This is a genomic window from Sphaerotilus natans, from assembly GCF_900156335.1.
GTDB lineage: Bacteria > Pseudomonadota > Gammaproteobacteria > Burkholderiales > Burkholderiaceae_C > Sphaerotilus > Sphaerotilus natans.
Map to the genome: position 1 here is coordinate 253,301 of NZ_FTMZ01000003.1, position 21,003 is coordinate 274,303.

A 21,003-nucleotide genomic window follows, 5' to 3' on the forward strand; every position below is an offset into this window, starting at 1 on the left:
ACAGAGAAAGGCGCCCCATGCCCATCAAGCCGAACTACTCGTTCGAGAAACGCCAGCGCGAGCTGGAGAAGAAGAAGAAGAAGGCGGAAAAGGCGCAGAAGAAGGCCAACCCCGGTCCGAGCCATTCGCGCGAGGACGACGGTGCCCATGCGGCGTCGGCCCCCCAGGAGGGCGCCTCCAGTCTCTGAGCTTCAGCCGCGGGCGGGCAGTTCGACCACGAACTCCGCGCCGCCGCCCGCCTGGTTGCCGGCGAGCAGCCGCCCGCCGTGCTGCTCGACGATGCCGTAGCTGATCGACAGCCCCAGGCCGGTGCCCTTGCCGACCGGCTTGGTGGTGAAGAAGGGGTCGAACAGCCGCCCCAGATGCTCCGGCGCGATGCCGGGGCCGTTGTCGCGGAACACCAGCCGCGCCAGGCCGGCTTCCAGATGGCCGGTGATCCACAGCGTCGGGGGCTTCGCGCCTGCGCCGCTGGTCGCGTCCCAGGCGTTCTGGATCAGGTTGAGCATCACCTGCAGCAGCGGTCCCGGCGCCCCTTCGACCACCGCGTCGGGGCCGGGCTGCCAGTGCACGACGAAGTCCGGCGCGGTGCCCTTGCGCACCCAGTGGATCGCCTGCTCGACCACCTCGTTGAGCCGCACCGGGCCGCGCTCGTCGCGGTCGGCGGCCGAGAATCGCTTCAGGCCCTGCACGATGTCGGCGGTGCGCTGCGCGCCCTCGAGCGTGCCCTCCATCAGCGAGGGCAGGTCGGCCAGCAGGTGGTCGATGCGCAGCTTGCGGCGCATCGGCGCGAGCTCGGCCACCGGCCGGCCGTCATGGATCTCGCCGAGGTACTGGCGCAGCCGCTCGGTGTAGCGGGTCAGCGCATGCACGTTGCCGAGCACGAAGCTGATCGGGTTGTTCAGCTCGTGCGCGACGCCCGCCACCAGCCGGCCCAGCGAGGCCATCTTCTCCGAATGCAGCAGCTGCTGCTGGGTGCGCTTGAGCGCCTCGTGCGCCTCGCGCAGCTGGTGGTAGGCGCGCTTGAGCTCGCCCATCGGCCGCCCGACGAAGACCAGGCCGACGCGCCGTCCGGCCGCGTCCAGCCGCGGCGTGCAGTTGAAGTCGACCGGCACCGGCTGGCCGGCGCCGTCGAGCAGCTCGACCTCGAGCACCGTGCCGCCGCGCTGCAGCGCCGGCGTGCCCAGCACATGGCGGATGCGCACCCGGCTGGTCTCGTCGGCCATCAGCGCGGCGATGCTGCTGCCGCGCAGCGCGGCCTCGTCGCGGCCGGTCAGCTCGGCCAGCGCGCGGTTGGTCTCCTCGATGCGGCCGCCGGCGTCGCAGGCCACCAGCACGTCGCTCATCGCGCTGAGCAGGCTGAAGATGAACTGCTGCGACTGCTCGAGCTGGGCGTTCTTTTCCTCCAGCGCGACCTCGTCGGCCACCAGCTGCGAGTAGACCTCGTCCATCTTGTGGATCACGTCGAGCCAGGCGCTGTCGTCCAGCCCGTCGGCGGGCGGCAGCATCGGGGCGAGCGGCGGGCGGTCGGGCATGGCGGGTTCGTCCTGCAGCGAAGGGGGGATCAGTGCACGGTGCAGACCATGCACGGGTCGAAGGAGCGCACGATGTGCTGGACCGCCACCGGCGTGGTCTCGCCCGGCTGCACCGGCGCGTCCTCCAGCGCCTGCTCGAGCGCGCCGGGCCGGCCGGCGGCGTCGCGCGGCGAGAAGTTCCAGCTCGTCGGCGCGATGATCTGCCAGTGGCGGATGCGTCCGCCCTGCAGCGCGATCCAGTGGCCGAGCGCGCCGCGCGCAGCCTCGGTCAGGCCGCAGCCCTGGCCGTCGGCCGGCAGCGGCGCCGGGCGGCAGAAGGGCTCGCCCGGGCGGATCGCCTTCAGCCAGCCCTCCATCAGCGGCACCACGCGCGCCAGCTCCATCAGCCGTGCCAGCACCCGCGCCAGCACGCCCGTGCCTTCGCGCGCGACCAGCTCGCGCAGCAGCGGCTGGCCGTCGGCGAGCTGGCGCGCCAGCGCGCCGGTCTCGGCGACCTCGCCGCCCAGGCGCGGTGCCTTGTTCCAGCTGTAGGCGCCGGGCTTGTCGGCGTCCGGCAGCGTCAGGCCGCGCGCCGGGTGGCGAGCCGGCTCGCCGTCGGCCGCCAGCCAGGCCCGCGTCACGTCCTCGGTGATGCGCGACAGCTCCAGCGCGACGGTGGCCGGCGCGCCGGCGCGCCAGACGCCGCCGCCGATCGCGCGGGTGCCGTCGGGCTGCGGATAGGCGCCGTGGCTGATCCACAGCCCCGGCCCGGGCCCCAGCCGTGCCAGCCCGAGCTCGTCGGCCAGGTCGAGGAAGAAGCGCAGGTCGCCGTCCGGGCGCTCGGCGCGCCAGCGCGCCAGATCCGCCAGGCTGGAGAGCGCGGCCACCGCCTCCAGCGGCGCGCCGAACAGTGTGCGCTCCAGGAAGCTGCGGAACTCGCGCACCCGTGCCAGCAGCCGCAGCCGCTCGGCCGCGTCGATCGCGCGCGCCGAGCCGCCGGCCTCCAGGCTGCCGGTGTGCGGCCACTTGCCGCCGAGCAGCCCCATCAGCGTGAACCAGCGCGCGCGCGCCGCGGTCGCCAGCCGGTGGTGCTCGCCGCAGCCCTCGGGCGAGAGGGCCGCGAAGCGCCGGCGTGCCTCCACGAACCAGGGCCGCGTCGCGTAGACCTCTCGGGTGAAGTCCGGCATGAAGAACAGATAGAAATGCGTCAGGTGATCGGCCAGGTTCTCGCAGGCCAGCATCAGGTTGGTCGCCAGCAGGCCGTTGGGCGGGGGCTGCATGCCGGCCAGGTCGGCCAGCGCGCGCGTGGCCGCCACCGACTGCGACACCGAGCAGATGCCGCAGATGCGCGGCACGATCACCAGCGCGTCCCCGGCCGGACGGCCGAGCAGGATCTGCTCGAAGCCGCGGTACATCGGCGCGCAGACCTCGGCCGAGCGCACCCGGCCGTCGGCGATGTCCAGACGGACCTCGAGATCGCCCTCGACGCGGTTGAAGGGGCCGACGATCAGGCGGGGCATGGGGCGGTTCCTCCGGGCGGATGTTCGGGTTGCGGCCCGCATTGTGCGGTGTCCGGACACGGCGCTGTGGCATCATCCGCCGCCCTGAAAGACGCCCGAAGCACAAGGAAAGAGAGAAATCCCGCATGGACCTGAAGCTGCCCATCGTCATCGTCGACGAGCTCGCCGACACCCTGGTCAAGTCGACCGGCGTCCTGGACTTCGCCAGCGGCGAGATCACCGAGGTCCGCTATCAGGGCTACGACCTCGAGAAGAACGGCTTCCCGGCGCGTGACGCCGACTACGACTTCACCAGCGGCACGCTGTCCAACGGCAAGAAGGAGGTCGAGTTCGGCATCCGCGCCGACGCGATGGCCGCGCGCTACTCGGTCACGCCCGACGAGCTGCTCGAGCTCAAGGGCCGTGCGGCCAAGCTGTTCTCCGCCGCCCCGGTCGCCGCCGAGCCGGCCCCGGCCGCGAAGAAGGCGCCGCGCAAGCCGCGCGCCTGATTGACCGGCTTGAATCTGCGCCGGCCCGGGATCGGCGCTACGATGCGCACCGACCGCCCGAACCGACTGTCGTGCCGATGACGCGCTCCTTCGACCTGCCGCTGCTGCGATCCCTGGCCGCCACGCTGGCGTTGCTGACGGCCCTGTCCGGCTGCTCGACCTCCTCGGGCGGCGCCGCCGCCAAGGCCAAGGTCTATCTCGACGAGGCCTTCTCGAACACCGAGACCTTCTCGCGGGTCTTCCCGTCGACCACCGCCAGCACCTGCGAGGCGGCCCGGCGCGCGCTGATGAGCCAGGGCTATCTGCTGGGCAGCGCGGATCGTGCCGATTCGGTGACCGGTCGCAAGAGCTTCCAGCCTCAGCCCGAGGTGCATGTGCAGATCGAGTTCCACATCGTCTGCGTGCCCGAAGTGAGGGCGGCGTCGCTGTCCGCCTCGGAGCCGGCGGCCAATGCCGGCGATCCCGACGATCGGCCTTCGACCATCGCCTTCGTCAGCGCGGTCCAGGACCGCTACTCGCTGAGGAAGAGCTCCAACTCGGCCAGCCTGGGCGTCAGCGCGATCGGCTCGGTCTCGCTGCCGCTGTCGTCCAATGACGACTCGTTGGTCAAGGTCGCCAGCGAGACCATCCCGGCCGGCGAGTTCTACGATCGCTTCTTCCAGCTGGTGGATAGGTACCTTGAAGTTCCGTGAGCGTCCATCCGGACGTTCGGAGGCAGCGGCACGGCTGGAATGGTGCTATCGTGGCCCAACTCCGGGAGTGCCTCATGATCAGTCCGAGTCCGTCGTCCGTGGTGGCGCCACCACTGGACGCACGCCGCGCGCGTGAGCAGCGCCTGCGTGCTGCACTGCCATCCACGATCGAGTTCCTGCAGCGGCGTCGCGCCGACCTGATCGATCCTGGGGTCATCGATGACTTCGTCGCGATTCACTGGATGGAATGGCACGGCGGCACGCTGCGCCTGACCGTCACCGGGCGAAACATCTGCGCACAGATCGGATTGCGTCCGGCACGCTGAAGTCCGCGCCAGATGGCGTGTGCCCATCTCGGCAGATTTCGTCCGGAATTGAGACCGGTCTATCTTGTAATTTTTCACATCAGGCTTCGATTGAAGCGATCCCCTCGCCGGAAGTGCTCAAACGGGGGGATGTCGCGGCAAATGCGGGGATCTAGCCTGTCTTCAGGCTGCACACCCAGGTGTGCGTGGACCGATGGCCAAGGCCATCCGCCAACTGAAAGACTCCCCCATGAAGCCCGTTGCCCGAACCCTTCGCTCCCTGGTGTGGCTGCTGCTGCCCCTGTCCGTCGGCGCCCATGCGGCCGGCACCTCCTTCGTCGATGAGCTTGATGCCTTCGACAGCAGCCTCTGGACCCGCACCCATGGCGTGGCCGCGCCCGATCCGCTCGACGTGGGCTGGCGCAGCAGCCATGTGAGTTTCGGCTCCAGCGAGATGTCGCTGCGGCTCAACACCTGGCCGTGCAGCGTGGCGCAGGAGCAGTGTTCCGGACAGCCCAATGCCTCGGGCCAGCTGGTGTCGAACGACAGCTACGGCTTCGGCACCTACAGCGCGACCTTTCGCGCCGCCAGCGGCGCGGGCGTCGTCACCGATTTCATGAAGTACAGCGGCACGCTGAACGCTGCGACCGGCCCGACCGACCTGATCGGCATGCACATCGCCGGCAACGACACCAGCACGCTGTTCGTCAGCTACCTGTCGTCGACCGCCGGCCTCACGACGCAGTCGATCGCGCTGGGCTTCGATGCGTCCGCAGGCATGCACACCTATGCCTTCAGCTGGGTGGCCGGTTCGCTGTCCTGGTCGGTCGACGGGCAGTCGGTCCACACGCTGTCGGGCATCGATGTGCCGGACGAGCAGGGCCGCATCGTTGCGGATGTCTGGGCGGTCGAGTCCGGCAGCGCGACCAGCGTGCTGGGCAGCTATGCGCGAGGCGGCGCGACAGCCACCTTCGACGCGATCAGCTACACCACGGTCAGCCCGGTGCCTGAACCTGCGCCGATGGCCATGCTGTTTGCTGGCCTGGGTGTGCTGGGCTGGCAGCAGCGCCGCCGCGCGCGCACTCTGGCCTGACTTCGGGCAAGAAAAAACGCCAGACCCTTTCGGATCTGGCGTTTTCTGCTGGTTTCGTTGGTGGAGAGGAGGAGGATCGAACTCCCGACCTTCGCATTGCGAACGCGACGCTCTCCCAGCTGAGCTACCCCCCCAACGCAGAATGCAATTCTAGCACGATCATTTCGAGCGTTGCAAACGGGCGCGCGCCATGGCCGCTTCGATGACCGCGCGCTTGCGGTCGATCTCGCCGGGAACCTCGGTGTTGCGGGTCAGATCGGCCAGATGCTCGAGCTTGTGCCGGGCCTTGTGCTCGAGGCGTTCGGCCTGCTGACTGGCGGTGCGCTGACGGCGCGTGTTGCGCTCCTGGTAGCGCTGGCGGGCAGCGCGCGCTTGCTCCGGGGTCCAGGCCTGCCAGCCGCTGCGCCCGGGCGTGACCACCTCCAGCGAGATGCAGTCGACCGGACAGGCCGGCAGGCAGAGCTCGCAGCCGGTGCAGTCGGCCTCGATGACGCTGTGCATGTGCTTGTTCGTGCCGCTGATGCAGTCGACCGGGCAGGCCTTGATGCACAGCGTGCAGCCGATGCACCAGGCTTCGTCGATGACCGCCACGGTGAGCGGGCCGTCGATGCCGCACTCGGGATCGAGCGGTTTCACCGGTTGGCCGGTCAGGGCGGCCAGCCGGACGATGCCTTCCTGCCCGCCGGGCGGGCAGCGGTTGATGTCCATCGTGCCTGCTGCCACTGCCTCGGCATAGGCGCGGCAGTCGGGCTGGCCGCAGCGGGTGCACTGGGTCTGCGGCAGCAGGTCATCGATCAGGTCAGCGAGAGAGGGCGGCGGCATGGCGGCGGACAGACGCGGGCAAAACCGCGATTGTCCGTCACCCGGCCAGCCTCAGCGGCGGGACTTGCCGCGGCGCGGTGCGGCCGGTGCCGCCGGTGCCGCCGCCGAAGGGACTTCCTCGACAGGCGCTTGCGTCGGGGTCTCGACTGGCGCCTCGACCGCTTCCGGCGCCGCCGCGTCGGCATCCACCGCCGGGGCAGTCTCGATGGCTGCGGCGGTTTCTGCGACCACAGCCGGTTCGGCCACAGCCACAGGCGCTTCGGCCGTGAGCACCGGGGCCGCTTCGATCGGCTCGGCTTGAACCGCCGGCGTCTTCATCGGCGCCTGATGCTCGAGGATGAACTTGCGCACTTCCGGATAGGCCATCTCGCGCCAGCGGCGGCCGGAGAAGATGCCGTAGTGGCCCGCACCCTTGACGATGTAGTGCTCGCGGCGCTCGGCCGGAATGCCGCTGCACAGGCCGTGCGCGGCCTCGGTCTGGCCGGCGCCGGAAATGTCGTCGAGCTCGCCCTCGACCGTCAGCAGCGCGGTGGTGGTGATGTCCTGCGGCCGCACCGGCTCGCCGTTGACCACCCAGGTGCCGTAGACCAGCGCGAAATCCTGGAAGACGGTGCGGATCGTCTCGAGGTAGTAGTTCGCGTCCATGTCGAGCACCGCGTTGTACTCGTCATAGAACTGGCGATGCGCCTCGGCGCTGTCGTCGTCGCCGCGCACCAGGTCCAGGAAGTAGTCCCAGTGCGAGTTGGCGTGGCGGTCCGGGTTCATCGCGACGAAGCCGGTGTGCTGCATGAAGCCCGGGTAGACGCGCCGGCCGGCGCCGGGGAAGTTCTGCGGCACGCGGTAGATCACGTTGTGCTCGAACCACTCGATGTTGCGGTTCATCGCCAGGTTGTTGACCGCGGTCGGGCTCTTGCGGGCGTCGATCGGGCCGCCCATCATCGTCATCGTGCGCGGCGTGGTCTCGCCGCGCGAGGCCATCAGCGAGATGGCCGCCAGCACCGGCACGGTGGGCTGGCAGACCGAGATCACGTTGACCTCGGGGCCGAGCAGGCGGATGAAGTCCTGCACATAGGCGATGTAGTCGGCCAGGTGGAAGCTGCCGGCCTCCATCGACACCATGCGGGCATCGACCCAGTCGGTGATGTAGACCTTGTGGTCCTGCAGCAGCGTGCGCACCGTGTCGCGCAGCAGCGTCGAGTGGTGGCCCGACAGCGGGGCGACCACCAGCACGATCGGCTGCGCGCGCATGCGCTCGAGCATCTGCGCGTTGTCGGTGTAGCGCTTGAAGCGCAGCAGGCGGCAGAAGGGGCGGTTCTCGACCACCTGCTCCTGGACGGCCACGTCGATGCCATCGACCTTGACCGCGGTGATGCCGAAGGCCGGCTTCTCGTATTCCTTGGTCAGACGGTGCAGCAGGTCGAAGCCGGCGGCCATGCGCTCGGAGCCGGGGGCCTGGGCAAACGGTGACAGCGGATGGCTGTAGAGCTTGGCGGTGGCGCTGGCGAACTCCGCGAACGGGCTCAGCAGAGCGCGCTGGGTTTCGTAGAACTGATAGAGCATCGCGATTCCTCGGGCATCCGGTGGGGGCTGGGGCAGGGCGGCGAGCCGCTCATGTTGCAGTGCAGCATTCTACGCCTGCCGGTATTGCTGCGCAGCATCATCCTGCGCGGGATCAAGGCGGGGCAACCGGGCAATTCCCGTAATTACGGCGCAATCCTCCCGGCAATCGGCACTGCATGGGGTCTGCCGGGTACCTTTGCTGTTCCATTGCGGGACAGTGCGGCGGGTCTTCGGGGCGGATGTTGCAATGCCGCAACGTCTTCGGGCCGATGGCCTGTTCGATGCTGTTCGACGACGCCACGACCTGCGCGTCGGGCGCAAGGCCGACGCAAGCGCGCCCCGTAGAATCGCGACGGCTTTTCGGCTTTCCCATTCATTCAACACTTCCGGAACCACCTCATGAGCCTGCTCAACGTCCCCCCCGGCACCGCCGACAAGTTCAACGTGATCATCGAGATCCCGGCGAACTCGGACCCCGTCAAGTACGAAGTCGACAAGGAGACCGGCGCGCTGTTCGTGGACCGTTTCATGGGCACCGCGATGCACTACCCGTGCAACTACGGCTATGTGCCGCAGACCCTGTCGCTCGACGGTGACCCGGTCGACGTGCTGGTGCTGACGCCCTTCGCGCTGGTGCCGGGCTCGGTCGTGCCCTGCCGCGCCATTGGCGTGCTGAACATGGAAGACGAGTCGGGCCAAGACGCCAAGGTGCTGGCCGTGCCGACCGAGAAGATCCTGCCGACCTACGCTGGCATCAAGTCGCACGCCGACGTCGATCCGCTGATCCTGGCGCGCATCCAGCATTTCTTCGAGCACTACAAGGACCTGGAGAAGGGCAAGTGGGTCAAGGTCACCGGCTGGGCTGACGCCGACGCCGCGCGCGCCGAGATCACCAGCGGCGTCGAGCGCCTGGCCGCCAAGTGATGGCCTGAGCGCTGTGGTGCCGGCCACGCCGCGCCATCGCCAGGAAGGGGAGCCCGCCGGGCTCCCTTTTTTTCGCCCGTAGACTAGGCGGATGAACTGGAACCAGGAACTTCTGAACAGCGCGATCTGGGTGGCCAAGGCCTACGCGATCACGCTGGTGGTCTTCGTCGCGGTGATGGCGCTCTTGGCGCGGGGGACGGTGTGGGGGCGGCAGTTCTGGTCGCTCACCGGAGACTACTTCTCGCCCCGGCGATCCTGGCGGCCGCTGGGCGGCGTGGCGCTGATGCTGCTGTTCGTGCTGTTCACGGTGCGCATGAACGTGGTGTTCTCGTACTGGTACAACGAGTTCTACAGCGCGCTGCAGGCGCTCGACCAGAAGGGCTTCTGGTTCGGCATGCAGCTCTTCGGCATCCTGGCGACGATCCATGTGATCCGCGCGGTGCTCAGCAGCTACATCCGCGGCGCCTTCACCATCCACTGGCGCCAGTGGCTCAACGACCGCACCGTCGGCGAATGGCTGCAGGGCCAGTCCTACTACCTCGGCCGCTTCGCCGAGCCGGCCGTCGACAACCCCGACCAGCGCATCCAGCAGGACGTGACCACGCTGGTGACGACCACGCTGGCGCTGTCGATGGGCCTGGTCGGCGCGGTGGTGTCGATGTACGAGTTCACCGGCATCCTGTGGAATCTCTCGGCACCGATGATGGTGGCCGGCACCGAGATCCCGCGCGCGATGGTGTTCCTGGTCTATCTGTACGTGATCGGCGCGTCGGTGTTCGCGTTCTGGATCGGCCGGCCGCTGATCGGGCTGAACTTCATGAACGAGAAGCTGACCGCGAACTACCGCTATCTGCTGGTGCGACTGCGCGAGTACGGCGAGAGCATCGCGCTCTACCGCGGCGAGGCGGTCGAGCGCCGCGGCCTGCTGGCGAGCTTCGCCGCAGTGATCGGCAACGCCTGGGACACGCTGTGGCGCACGCTGAAGTTCGACGGCTACAACCTGACGATCAGCCAGATCGCGGTGGTCTTCCCCTTCATCATCCAGGCGCCGCGCCTGTTCGCCGGCACGATCAAGCTCGGCGACGTGATGCAGACCAGCCAGGCCTTCGGCCAGGTCGAGGAGGCGCTGTCCTTCTTCCGCACCTCCTACGACAGCTTCGCCGGCTACCGCGCGGTGCTCGAGCGCCTGAGCGGCTTCGAGCAGAACGTGCGTGCGTCGTCGAGTCTGGCGCTGCCGGCGCTGGCCGAGCAGGCCCAGGGCCTGACGATCGAGCACCTGACGGTGCGCCGCCCCGACGGCCAGGTGCTGACCGCCGACCTGTCGCTGGCGCTGCCGGCCGGCAGCGCGCTGCTGATCCGCGGTCCCTCGGGCTCGGGCAAGACGACGCTGCTGCGCACGCTCGCCGGCCTGTGGCCGTTCTCCGAGGGCCGTGCGGCCCGGCCGCAGGGCGCGGCCTGCCTGTTCCTGTCGCAGCGGCCCTACCTGCCGATCGGCACGCTGGCGGCGGCGCTGGCCTATCCGGCCGAGGCCGCGTCGCTGGATCCGGCGCGCGCCGCGCAGATCCTCGAGCAGGTCCAGCTCGGCCACCTGGCCACCCAGCTCGACCTGGCGCAGGACTGGTCGCAGGTGCTCTCGCCGGGCGAGCAGCAGCGCCTGGCCTTCGGCCGCGTGCTGGCGAACCGGCCGGCGATCGTCTTTCTCGACGAGGCGACCTCGGCCACCGACACCGGGCTGGAGCACGGCCTGTACCGGCTGCTGCGCAGCGGGTTGCCGCAGACGGTGCTGGTCAGCGTCGGCCACCGCGAGACGCTGGCCGCCTTCCACGACCAGGCGCTGACGCTGGCGCGCGACGGCCGCTGGCAGCTGGGCGCGCCCTGAGCACGTCGATCCGCCCGCATTTCACGCCCGGCCAGCCACCGCGTTTGCGCTTGTCCTGAAGCCGACATGCGCCGGCGCTACCGTGCGCGCATGGATGTGCCGACCGATCTTCCCGATGCCCGTGGCGCCGTGTCGCGCCGATCCTGGCTGCGCTGCGCCGGTGCGCTGTCGCTGTCGCCCTGGCTGCCGATGGTGCCGGTGGCGGCCGCGGTGCCGCCGCTGTCGTCGCTGCGGCCGGTGATGCCTTTCTCCGAGAGCGCGCCGGGCGAGGCGCTGCCGCCGGGCTGGGTGCCGCACCGCATGCGCCCGGACCGGCGCGACACGCTCTATCGCACCGTGACCGACCCGGACAGCGGCCGCACCGTGCTGCAGGCCCGCTCCGAGCGCGGCGCCACCGGTCTGCGCCACGACCTGCGCCGCGAGCCGGGCGAGTACCGCTGGCTGGAGTTCGGCTGGTGCGTCTCGCAGGTGCCCGAGCAGGCCCGCAGCGACGACGACAGCCGCGACGACTGCCCGGCGCGTGTGGTGGTGGCCTTCGACGGCGATCTCTCCGGCCTGTCGCTGCGCGAGATGATCTTCCGCGAGCAGGTCGAGCTGTTCACCGGCCACACCCTGCCGCACTCGACGCTGATGTATGTCTGGGACGGTCAGCTGCCGGTGGGCGCGGCGGTGGCCTATCCGCGCAGCAGCAGCATCCGCTACCTGGTCGTCGACAGCGGCGCGGCCGAGCAGGGCCGCTGGCGCTGGCATCGCCGCGATCTGGTGGCCGACTACCGCGCCGTCTTCGGCCGCGAGCCCGGCCCGATCCGCAGCATCGGCGTCTTCACCGACAGCGACGACCTGGGCGGCGCGGTCGAGACGCTCTACGGCGACATTCACCTGCCCGCGCCGGAAGGCGACATGCCGGCGCTGGCGGCCGGGGGGTGAGGCCGGTGCCTCAGGGCCGCGGATCGCTGGCCGGCGGCAGCGAGGCTGCCGCGGCGTCGCGGGCCAGGCAGGTGCGGTAGCGCGCCTCGCAGCGGTCGGCGAACCAGGCGGTGGTGAGCTTGCGGGTGATCTTCGGGCTGTTGAGGTCGATGTCGGGCAGCTGCTCGCGCGCGGGTTTCAGGCCGCGGCGCTCGGCGAGCTGGTACAGGCGCCGGTAGGTCGGCGACTGCTCGAAGGCGAACTGCTTCTCCAGCTTCAGGTCGCGCTCGATCTGCGCGGCGTTCACGCCCAGCTCGGGCTGCAGCGTCAGCAGCGCCCGCCAGGTCTGGCTCGGGTCGCTGCGCGGCGACAGCGGCTCGCGGCCCTTGTAGCGCAGCAGGTCGCCGTCCGGGTCGATTCTCTGGCCGGTGAGCTGGGCCAGCAGCGACTGCACCGCCGCGTTGCGGCTGCTGTAGAGGCCGGCGTTGTAGTCGGCGAAGCGGTAGAGCATGCGGTTGTAGGACACCGGATAGTCCAGCAGCATCGCCGCGCCGAAGTACAGGCCGCCGCGGCGCTTGAAGACCTCCTCGCGTGCGCTGCCGGCCGGCTTCCAGGGATAGGGTTTCTCGCGCATGTGGTCGGCGGCGAAGGCGATGCTGACCTGGGTCGAGCCGCCGGTGCGCACCGGGTTCTGGCCACCGGCGATCTGCGCGCCCAGCGGGATCTCGCGGATCATGTCCTCGTAGAGGTCGGAGAGCTCGCGCTCGGTGCGCAGCCGGTCCAGGCGCTGCTGGTAGGTGCGGCCGTCCGGCGAGGTCTTCTGCAGCGCCAGGTCCATGACCGCCTTCGGGATGCCGAAGCGCTCGCGCTTCTTGTCCAGCTCGGCCTTGGCGATCCTCGAGAGATTGGCCACCGGCGGATCGGGCTGCCAGGTGGATTCCTGCTCGATCACCGCGGCCAGCGCGCAGACCTTGTGCGCCTGCGCGGGAATCGACAGCGCGGCAAACGCGGTGCCGATGTCCTCGGCCCAGCGGCGGCGGTCGGCCAGGTTCGGCGGCAGCACCCGCAGCGCGACATCGCGCACCTCGGCGGCGCTGACCGGCGCCGGGGCGGGGGGCGGTGGCGGCGCGGGCGGAAGCGGCGGCAGGGCGGGGGCCGGCGGGGGCACCGGCACCGGCAGCGGAACCGGCGTGGGCGTCGGTGCCGGTCCGGGCGCAGGCGCCGGGGGCAGGGTGAAGACCGGTGGCAGCGTGCCCGGTGCGGGCGCTGGCGTCGGCGAGGGCCAGGGCGAGGGGGCAGGGCGGCGGTCGCTGGGCAGGGTCGTGCAGGCGGCCAGCGTGGCCATCAGGGGCGCGAGGGCGGCAAGGCGCAGGGCGGACGATCTCATGGGCGGCGATTATCGGTCGCCATGCCGGAACGGATTGCGCTCGCGCAGCTCGCCCACATAGGCCTCGACCCCGGCGCTTTCCTGCGCCAGGAAGCGCGCCACCGCATCGGCAAACCCCGGATGGCGCAGCCAGTGCGCCGAGGTGGTCGTCACCGGCAGCAGGCCGCGCGCCATCTTGTGCTCGCCCTGCGCGCCGCCCTCGAAGCGCAGGAAGCGCTCGCGCACGCACCAGTCCAGCGGCTCGTGATAGCAGGCGGCGAAGTGCAGGTGCGGGACCGATTCGGTGCAGCCCCAGTAGCGCCCGTAGGCCACCCGCCGCTCGGGGTCGAGCGCGATCAGCGAGGCGGCGACCCGCTCGTCCCCGCGCCGGGCGACGAACATCAGCCAGTGCTCGGGCATCGCGCGCGCCACCTCGGCCCAGAAGGCGCGGTTCAGGTAGGGCGTGGAGCGGTGCTCGCGGTAGGTGTTGTCGTAGCAGCGGGCGAAGAAGTCCCAGTCGGCGGCGCCGATCTCCGCGCCGCGCCGCACGTCGAAGCGGATGCCGGCTTCGCGCACGTAGCGGCGTTCCTGCGCGATCTTCTTGCGCTTGTCGCGCGAGAGATGGGCCAAAAAATCGGCGAAGTCGGCATAGGGCTCGGGCTGGCGGTTGCTCCAGTGGAACTGCACGCCCTCGCGCAGCAGCCAGCCCTGCGCGGCGGCCGCGGCGCGGTCGGCTTCGTCCAGAAAGAGCAGGTGGGCCGAAGACAGGCCCTGCTCGCGCGCGAAGGCCTCGATGCCCTGCAGCAGCGCCCGGCGCGCCGCCTCGTCGCGCGCCAGCAGCCGCGAGCCCGGCACCGGCGTGAAAGGCACCGCGCCGAGCAGCTTGGGGTAGTAGCGCTGGCCGGCGCGCTCCCAGGCGTCGGCCCAGGCCCAGTCGAAGACATATTCGCCGTAGGAATGGGTTTTCAGGTAGAGCGCGGCGCCGGCGCGCAGCACGCCGGCGTCGCGCTCGTCGCTCAGCGTCATGAAGACCGGCTGCCAGCCGGTGGCGGCGCAGGCGCTGCCGCTGGCGTGCAGCGCCGCCAGGAAGGCGTGGCGCAGGAAGGGCGTCGGCGCGGGCGAGGCCGCCAGCAGCGCGTCCCAGGCGGCGGCGTCGAGCGTGGTGGGGTCTTCGTGCAGGGTGAGCGTGGTGGTCATCGGGGCAGAGTCTCCACATCGAACGCGATGAGGTTGCGCTCCACCCGGCTGAATTCCACGCCGATCAGGTGCACCGGCTCGCCCCGGTCGCGGTACTTCTCGGCGTAGCCCTTGGTGCGGATCTGCGCGATGGCGCGGCCCTCGGGCACCAGCTCCACGACCTTGAACTCGAAGATCCACACCGCGCCGCACGCCAGCACGACCATGTCGATGCGGCCCTTGTTCGTCGTGTCTTCCACCCGGATGTCCAGGCCCAGCGCCGCGAAGTGGCTGTAGAAGATGCTGGCCCAGTAGCCCTCGAACTGCGCGATCGGGCTGTTGCGGTACCAGTCGTTCGGGATCGACGCGAAGAAGGCGTGGAACAGATCGCGCAAGGGTGGCGGATCGCCCGCCTCCAGCAGATCCCACAGCCGGCTGATCTGCCGCCCCGGCGCCGAGACATCGCCCGAGAGCGACTGCAGCAGCACGTCGTTCAGGCTGGCCTGCACCTCCTGGTTCGGGTACTTGAGCTGGAAGTCGATCTGGCCGGGACGGATGCGCTCCGACGCGATCGTCAGGTAACCCGCCTGGAACATCAGCGATTCGGTCGGGATGGTGTCGACGTCGAAGGTCGACAGCAGCGTGCTCGACGCCATCATCCGGCCCAGGTTCGGCGTGAACTCGCCGCGCTCGGTCAGCAGCTTCACCAGGAAGGTCGGCGTGCCGGTCTCGAACCAGTACGGCATGAACTGCCGCTTGCGCAGCAGCAGCAGCACGTCGAAGGGGTTGTAGACCGATTCGCCGCGCCAGTTGTAGCCGTTGTACCAGCGGCGGATCTCGTCGCGGTCCAGGCCCGGCAGTTCGGGCGCGAACACGGTGTCCAGATCGTCGTCGGTGTAGCCGCACAGGGCGCTGTACTCGGGATCGAGCGTGATGTCGGTGAGGTGGTTCAGGCCGGAGAACAGGCTGACCTTGCTGAACTTGGACACGCCGGTCAGGAACACGAACTTCAGGTGCGCATCGGCGCCCTTCAAGACCGAATAGAGGTTCTTCAGCCCCTCGCGCATTTCCCGCGCCGTTTCAGGTCGGTCGATGTTGTCGAGGATGGGCTTGTCGTATTCGTCGATCAGCACCACCACGCGTTCGCTCGTGCTCGCGTGTGCCTGCCGGATGAGCTCACCGAACTGACCGGCCACGTCATCCGCTTGCGGCCCCGTCAGCACGGGCACGCCCAGCGCCTCGCGGTTGACGCGCAACTGGTCGAGGATGCGTCGATCGAGTTCAGCGCGGCCGTGCAGCACGCCGTCGCCGAAGTCGATCCGGATCACCGGGAGCCGCCGCGACCAGTCCCAGCGCGTCTCGGCCGCCAGCCCGGTGAACAGCGCCCGATTGCCCTCGAACAGCTCCTTGAGCGTGTCCACCAGCAGGCTCTTGCCGAAGCGTCTCGGCCGGCTCAGGAAGAACGCCTTGCCCGACTCGATCAGGTCGATCGCCAGGCCGGTCTTGTCCACGTAGTAGCAGCCGTCTTCGCGGATCTCGCGGAAGGTCTGGATGCCGATCGGGAGGCGACGGCGGGAGGGCGGGGTGTGCATCGGGGCAGTGTAGTGCGGCGGTCAGCCTCGCCAGCTTTCCACTGGCAAGACCAGAATTTCTGGCACCTTGGCGCCACGCGGGTGACCCACAATGCGCAGGAATTCCGGCGCATCGCCGGATTGCGCGTCGAGCACTGGGTGAACAATGCCCTGGCCACGACGCATTCAGGAGCCTCCACCGTGACCCTTCGGGATTCGCAAACGCCATTGCCGCTGCCGTTCTTCAATCTCTACACGCACGGCTTCGCCCGCATCGCCGTCGCCGTTCCCGTGTGCCGCGTCGCCGACCCGGCGCACAACGCCCAGCAGACCATCACCCTGCACCGCGAAGCCGCGCGTCAGGGTGCGGTGCTGGTCGCCTTCCCCGAGCTGGGCCTGTCGGCCTACAGCTGCGAGGACCTGTTCCATCAGCGCGCGCTGCTCGAGGGCTGCGAGCGCGCGCTGGCCGAGGTGGTCGAGGCCTCGCGCGGCGTGGGCGCGGTGGCGGTGGTGGGGCTGCCGCTGCAGGTCGACGGCGCCCTCTACAACGTGGCGGCGGTGGTGTTCGACGGCCGGCTGCTGGGTGTCGTGCCGAAGTCCTACCTGCCGAACTACGCCGAGTTCTACGAGGCACGCCAGTTCAGCCCCGGCGGCCAGGCGCTGGCCACCGAGCTGACGCTGTGCGGCCAGACCGTGCCCTTCGGCGCGCAGCTGCTGTTCGCGGCGCAGACCGGCCAGATGCACGCGCCGCTGACCTTCGCCGTCGAGATCTGCGAGGACGTCTGGGTGCCGATCCCGCCCTCGTCCTTTGCGGCGCTGGCCGGGGCGACCGTGCTGGTCAACCTGTCGGCCTCGAACGTCACGGTCGGCAAGGCCGACTACCGCCACGCGCTGGTGTCGCAGCAGTCGGCGCGCTGCCTGGCGGCCTATCTCTACAGCTCGGCCGGTCCGGGCGAGTCGACCACCGACCTGGCCTGGGACGGCCAGGCGCTGATCTGCGAGAACGGCGCGCTGCTGGCCGAGTCCGAGCGCTTCCGCGCGGACGCGCAGCTGGTCTGCGCCGATGTCGACCTGGAGAAGCTCGCGCGCGAGCGCATGCGCCAGACCAGCTTCGCCGCCAGCGTCGCGCGCCACCGCGGCGAGCTGGCCGCCTGGCGCACGGTGCGCTTCGCGCTGCGCCGTCCGGACGATGAGGTGCTGCCGCTGCGCCGCGTCTTCGACCGCTTCCCCTACGTGCCGTCGAACCCGCAGCTGCTCGACGCCCGCTGCGAGGAGATCTACCAGATCCAGGTGAGCGCGCTGGTCAAGCGGCTGCAGTCCTCGGGGCTGAGGAAGCTGGTGATCGGCGTCTCGGGCGGGCTGGACTCGACGCACGCGCTCTTGGTGTGCGCGCGCACGATGGACCGGCTCGGCCTGCCGCGCGCCAACATCCTCGCCTACACGATGCCGGGCTTCGCCACCAGCCTGCGCACGCTCGACCAGGCCATGCGCCTGATGGAGGTGATCGGCTGCGGCGGCGGCATGATCGACATCCGCCCGAGCTGCGAGCAGATGCTGAAGGACCTCGGCCACCCCTACGCCAGCGGCCAGCCGGTCTACGACATCACCTTCGAGAACGTGCAGGCCGGCGAGCGCACCAGCCACCTGTTCCGCCTGGCCAACCACCAGGATGCGCTGGTGGTCGGCACCGGCGACCTCAGCGAGCTGGCGCTGGGCTGGTGCACCTATGGCGTGGGCGATCACATGTCGCACTACAACGTCAACGCCAGCGTGCCCAAGACGCTGATCCAGCATCTGGTGCGCTGGGTGGCGGCGCGGGGCGAGTTCGGCGAGGCCTGCAGCCGCGCGCTGATCGACGTGGTCGAGACCGAGATCAGCCCGGAGCTGGTGCCGGGCGACGCCTCCGGCCAGCCGCAGCAGTCCAGCGAGGCCAGCGTCGGCCCCTACGAGCTGCAGGACTTCCACCTCTATCACACGCTGCGCTCGGGCTTCGCGCCGTCGAAGGTCGCCTTCCTCGCGCTGCACACCTGGGGCGACGCGGCCGCCGGCCGCTGGCCCGAGGGCGTGACCGCGCGCAACGCCTACCCGCTGGCGGAGATCCGCCGCCATCTGCGCACCTTCCTGTGGCGCTTCTTCAAGACCAGCCAGTTCAAGCGCAGCTGCGTGCCGAACTCGCCCAAGGTCGGCTCGGGTGGCTCGCTGTCGCCGCGCGGCGACTGGCGTGCGCCCAGCGATGCAGAAGCCACGGTCTGGCTGGGCGATCTGGAGCAGGTGCCCGAGCGCTGAGCGGCCGCACGGTCACAATGCGGCTCACCCCGATCTGATCGAACCGAGTCCGCATGCGCCGCTGCTTTCTTCTTTCGCCCCCGTCCGCGCTGTCCGTGATCGCGCTGGCGGCGACCGTGCTGATGGCGGGTTGCGCCACGCCGGCCGGCCGTCCGAATCCGCCGGTGGCCGCCACGACGCCGCCGGCCGCAGTCAAACCGGCGGTGGCGCCGGGCAGCCCTGCTGCATCGGCACCGGCGGCGGCGGCGGCGGCGGCATCCGCGGCGCCACCGGCGGCCGCACCGGCGGCCACGCCTCCGGCGCCTGCGCTGCCGCCCTTCGCGCAGGTGGTGCGCGAGGCGCGCCGCATCGACGGGCTGATCCCGGTCTGGCAGAAGGACGAGAAGGTCTGGCTGGAGCTGTCCGAGAAGGACTTCGGCACGCCCTTCTTCCTGTCGCCGAAGCTGGCCAGCGGCATCGGCGAGGGCGGCGTGCTCGGCGGCCTGATGGGCGGGCGGGGCGGTGCCGGTGGCGCGAAGTGGGTCGAGTTCGTGCGGGTGTTCAACCAGGTGCGCCTGGTGGCCCGCAATGCCACGCATGTGGCCGCCGCCGGCACGCCGCAGGCCCGTGCGGTGGCGGCGGCCTTCTCGCCCAGCCTGCTGGCCAGCGCGGCGGTGCTCAGCCAGCCGCATCCCGAGCGCCGCACGGTGCTGGTCGATGCCTCGGCCTTGTTCCTGTCCGACCTGATGGGCGTGGGCGCGCAGCTGCAGCGCAGCTACCGCCAGGGCTATGCGCTCGATGCGCGCCATTCCGGCATCACCGCGGTGCGCGGCACCCCGGAGCTGCTGGCGCTGACAGTGCAGCAGCATTTCGCCACCGGGGCGCTGGCCAGCGCGCAGCCCGGCGCTCCGGCCGGCGCCAGCCCTTCGGTGCCGGCCACGCTGCCCGATCCGCGCAGCCTGTTCGTGCAGCAGCATCTGTCGCTGACCCGGCTGCCGACCGTGCCGATGCGCACCCGCGCGGCCGACGCCCGCATTGGCCACTTCGTCACCACGGTCAGCGACTTCGGCGACGAGTTCGCGCGCAGCCCGAAGAAGCGCTTCGTCAACCGCTGGCGGCTCGAGAAGAAGGATCCGTCCGCCGCGCTGTCCGAGCCGGTGCGCCCGATCGTCTACTGGATCGACCGCAGCGTGCCCGAGCGCTACCGTGAGCCGATCCGCGCTGGCATCCTGGAGTGGAACCGCGCCTTCGAGGCCATCGGCTTCAAGGACGCGATCGTCGTGAAGGTCCAGCCCGACGATGCCGACTTCGACACGCTCGAGACCGGCATCGCCTCGGTGCGCTGGATGACGAATGCGACGGCGATGTTCGGTGCCGTCGGCCCCAGCCATGTCGATCCGCGCAGCGGCGAGATCCTGGACGCCGACATCGCCATCGAGAGCCTGAGCTCGCGCGCGCTGCGCACGCTGCGCAGCCAGGTGATCGCCGCGCCGGCGCCGGCCTTCGCGCAGCCGCCCGATCTGGGCGCGACGGGGCTGCTGGCCGCCTGCCAGCATGCCGATCTGGCCGCCGAGCAGCTCGGCTACGCGCTCGACGTGCTGTCGGTGCGCGACGGGCTGGATCCGGCCGGCCCCGAGGCCGAGGCCTTCGTCGCCGCCTACCTGAAGGACGTGACGATGCACGAGGTCGGCCACACGCTGGGCCTGCGTCACAACTTCCGCGCCTCGACCGTGCGCGACGAGGCGCAGCTGGCCGACCCCGAGTTCACCCGCACGAACGCGCTGACCGGCTCGGTGATGGAGTACGCCGGCATCAATCTGCCCGCGCGCGGCCAGCCGCAGGCCGCGGCTTTCCAGACCACGCTCGGGCCCTACGATTACTGGGCGATCGAGTACGCCTACCGCAGCGTCTCGCCGGATGATGAAGCCGTGGCGCTGTCACGTATCGCCGCACGCAGCGCCGAGCCGGAGCTGGCCTTCGGCACCGACGAGGACGTGATCGCCGGGCTCGACCCGGAAACGCTGCAGGGCGATCTGGGCCGCGATCCGGTGGCCTTCGCGCGCAAGCGCCTGGGCATCGCGCGCGATCTGCTGACCCGGCTGGAGGCGCAGCCGCTGGCCGCCGATGCCGATCCGGCGCTGCTGCGCCGGGTGGTGGGCTTCGCGCTGCGCGATGTCGGCCGCTCCACCGCGATGCTGATGCGCCAGCTCGGCGGCCTGCGCACGCTGCGCGACGCGCCCGGCACCGGCCGCGATCCGCTGCAGCCCGTGCCGTTGGCCGAGCAGCGCCGCGCGCTGGCGCTGCTGCTGGGCGAGCTGCTGTCGCCGCAGGCGCTGAGCGTCTCGCCGGCGCTGCAGCGCCGGCTGGCGCCCGACTACCTCGAGCGCAGCGAGGCCATGCTGTCGGGCCAGGGCTCGGTCGCCACCGACTTCAATCCGGCGCAGCAGCTCGCCGAGATGCAGCGCCAGATGCTGCTCGAGCTGATGGGCGAGGCGCTGGGCAGCCGGCTGCTCGACGGCGCCGACCGCGCCGACCCGGCGCTGGGCAGCCTGTCGCTCGAGGAAATGCAGAGCCGCCTGACCGCGACCCTGTGGGCCGACCTGGCGTCCGGCGAGCCCATCGATGCGGCCCGGCAGTCGCTGCAGCGCGACCAGATCACGCTGCTGACCCAGTGGCTGCTGTCGCCGCCGGCGGCTGGACGTGCGGAAATGCGCATGCAGATGCAGCGCCAGGCCCGCGAACTGCTGGCACGGCTGGAACGGGTACGTTATCGTTCCGATGCGTCACCCGAAACGCTGGCTCATCTGAAAGACAGCGCGCAGCGCCTGCGCGAGGCGATGCAGGCCCGGGTGATGCGAGCGGGCGTGTGACGATGGCGAGGTGACCGGGCATTCCGGTCCGCGGCAGCCCCCTTCGGCAGGGGCC

18 protein-coding genes and 1 tRNA gene are annotated in these 21,003 nt (G+C 70.5%); 10 read left to right on the forward strand and 9 right to left on the reverse strand.

Annotated elements, in window-relative coordinates:
• Nucleotides 1-17: 17 nt before the first annotated feature.
• Nucleotides 18-188, forward strand: coding sequence for a hypothetical protein (locus tag BW996_RS21615; protein ID WP_169740572.1), 171 nt, complete (start codon nucleotides 18-20; stop codon nucleotides 186-188).
• Nucleotides 189-191: 3 nt separating this feature from the next.
• Here the strand turns inward: BW996_RS21615 and BW996_RS22440 are convergent, their stop codons facing one another.
• Together BW996_RS22440 and BW996_RS04425 are read right to left on the reverse strand one after the other, a co-directional pair.
• A complete protein-coding gene (locus BW996_RS22440) occupies nucleotides 192-1,532 on the reverse strand; it encodes a sensor histidine kinase (protein WP_051631807.1) in 1,341 nt (446 codons plus the stop codon).
• 29 nt (nucleotides 1,533-1,561) lie between these two features.
• The gene (locus BW996_RS04425) at nucleotides 1,562-3,031 is read right to left on the reverse strand and encodes a nickel-dependent hydrogenase large subunit (protein ID WP_037480670.1); all 1,470 of its coding nucleotides are present in this window, start codon (nucleotides 3,029-3,031) and stop codon (nucleotides 1,562-1,564) included.
• 125 nt (nucleotides 3,032-3,156) lie between these two features.
• Here BW996_RS04425 and BW996_RS04430 point away from each other — a divergent pair, with 125 nt between their 5' ends.
• From BW996_RS04430 to BW996_RS04445, 4 genes are all read left to right on the forward strand, one after another.
• On the forward strand, nucleotides 3,157-3,519 hold the full coding sequence (locus tag BW996_RS04430) for a hypothetical protein (protein WP_037480667.1): 363 nt from the start codon (nucleotides 3,157-3,159) through the stop codon (nucleotides 3,517-3,519).
• Between the two features lie 77 nt (nucleotides 3,520-3,596).
• Nucleotides 3,597-4,211, forward strand: a complete 615-nt coding sequence (locus BW996_RS04435) for a DUF2242 domain-containing protein (RefSeq protein ID WP_076458646.1) — start codon at nucleotides 3,597-3,599, stop codon at nucleotides 4,209-4,211.
• A gap of 74 nt (nucleotides 4,212-4,285) precedes the next feature.
• Nucleotides 4,286-4,537: a hypothetical protein gene (locus BW996_RS04440; RefSeq protein ID WP_051631806.1), complete on the forward strand. Its 252-nt coding sequence runs from the start codon at nucleotides 4,286-4,288 to the stop codon at nucleotides 4,535-4,537.
• Nucleotides 4,538-4,766: 229 nt separating this feature from the next.
• Nucleotides 4,767-5,609: a family 16 glycosylhydrolase gene (locus tag BW996_RS04445; RefSeq protein WP_162177969.1), complete on the forward strand. Its 843-nt coding sequence runs from the start codon at nucleotides 4,767-4,769 to the stop codon at nucleotides 5,607-5,609.
• Between the two features lie 58 nt (nucleotides 5,610-5,667).
• Here BW996_RS04445 and BW996_RS04450 read toward each other — a convergent pair.
• The 3 genes from BW996_RS04450 to BW996_RS04460 all read right to left on the reverse strand — a co-directional run bounded on the left by BW996_RS04450 (nucleotide 5,668) and on the right by BW996_RS04460 (nucleotide 7,991).
• Nucleotides 5,668-5,743 (reverse strand) — tRNA-Ala (locus BW996_RS04450).
• A gap of 25 nt (nucleotides 5,744-5,768) precedes the next feature.
• On the reverse strand, nucleotides 5,769-6,431 hold the full coding sequence (gene rsxB, locus BW996_RS04455; RefSeq protein ID WP_037480659.1) for an electron transport complex subunit RsxB: 663 nt from the start codon (nucleotides 6,429-6,431) through the stop codon (nucleotides 5,769-5,771).
• A 51-nt stretch (nucleotides 6,432-6,482) separates the two neighbouring features.
• Nucleotides 6,483-7,991, reverse strand: a complete 1,509-nt coding sequence (locus tag BW996_RS04460; RefSeq protein ID WP_037480656.1) for a polyhydroxyalkanoate depolymerase — start codon at nucleotides 7,989-7,991, stop codon at nucleotides 6,483-6,485.
• A gap of 399 nt (nucleotides 7,992-8,390) precedes the next feature.
• Between BW996_RS04460 and ppa the strand changes: the two genes are divergently transcribed.
• From ppa to BW996_RS04475, 3 genes are all read left to right on the forward strand, one after another.
• Nucleotides 8,391-8,915, forward strand: a complete 525-nt coding sequence (gene ppa, locus BW996_RS04465; protein WP_037480654.1) for an inorganic diphosphatase — start codon at nucleotides 8,391-8,393, stop codon at nucleotides 8,913-8,915.
• 91 nt (nucleotides 8,916-9,006) lie between these two features.
• Complete coding sequence (locus tag BW996_RS04470) at nucleotides 9,007-10,794, forward strand: ABC transporter ATP-binding protein/permease (RefSeq protein WP_037480652.1); 1,788 nt, start codon at nucleotides 9,007-9,009, stop codon at nucleotides 10,792-10,794.
• 66 nt (nucleotides 10,795-10,860) lie between these two features.
• Nucleotides 10,861-11,721: a DUF3047 domain-containing protein gene (locus BW996_RS04475; RefSeq protein WP_051631805.1), complete on the forward strand. Its 861-nt coding sequence runs from the start codon at nucleotides 10,861-10,863 to the stop codon at nucleotides 11,719-11,721.
• A 10-nt stretch (nucleotides 11,722-11,731) separates the two neighbouring features.
• Here BW996_RS04475 and BW996_RS04480 read toward each other — a convergent pair whose 3' ends face one another.
• The 4 genes from BW996_RS04480 to BW996_RS21620 are packed head-to-tail and all read right to left on the reverse strand — an operon-like array spanning nucleotide 11,732 to nucleotide 15,999.
• A complete protein-coding gene (locus BW996_RS04480; protein ID WP_076458649.1) occupies nucleotides 11,732-13,087 on the reverse strand; it encodes a DUF1615 domain-containing protein in 1,356 nt (451 codons plus the stop codon).
• 9 nt (nucleotides 13,088-13,096) lie between these two features.
• Complete coding sequence (locus BW996_RS04485; protein WP_076458652.1) at nucleotides 13,097-14,263, reverse strand: GNAT family N-acetyltransferase; 1,167 nt, start codon at nucleotides 14,261-14,263, stop codon at nucleotides 13,097-13,099.
• On the reverse strand, nucleotides 14,260-15,834 hold the full coding sequence (locus BW996_RS04490; RefSeq protein ID WP_076458655.1) for a PD-(D/E)XK nuclease domain-containing ATP-binding protein: 1,575 nt from the start codon (nucleotides 15,832-15,834) through the stop codon (nucleotides 14,260-14,262). The genes BW996_RS04485 and BW996_RS04490 overlap by 4 nt, the downstream gene beginning before the upstream one ends.
• A gap of 21 nt (nucleotides 15,835-15,855) precedes the next feature.
• Nucleotides 15,856-15,999, reverse strand: coding sequence for a hypothetical protein (locus BW996_RS21620; protein ID WP_156027870.1), 144 nt, complete (start codon nucleotides 15,997-15,999; stop codon nucleotides 15,856-15,858).
• A gap of 42 nt (nucleotides 16,000-16,041) precedes the next feature.
• Here BW996_RS21620 and BW996_RS04495 point away from each other — a divergent pair, with 42 nt between their 5' ends.
• Together BW996_RS04495 and BW996_RS04500 are read left to right on the forward strand one after the other, a co-directional pair.
• The gene (locus tag BW996_RS04495; protein ID WP_037484559.1) at nucleotides 16,042-18,099 is read left to right on the forward strand and encodes an NAD(+) synthase; all 2,058 of its coding nucleotides are present in this window, start codon (nucleotides 16,042-16,044) and stop codon (nucleotides 18,097-18,099) included.
• A gap of 95 nt (nucleotides 18,100-18,194) precedes the next feature.
• On the forward strand, nucleotides 18,195-20,948 hold the full coding sequence (locus BW996_RS04500; RefSeq protein ID WP_217694717.1) for a zinc-dependent metalloprotease: 2,754 nt from the start codon (nucleotides 18,195-18,197) through the stop codon (nucleotides 20,946-20,948).
• The last annotated feature ends 55 nt before the right edge of the window (nucleotides 20,949-21,003 follow it).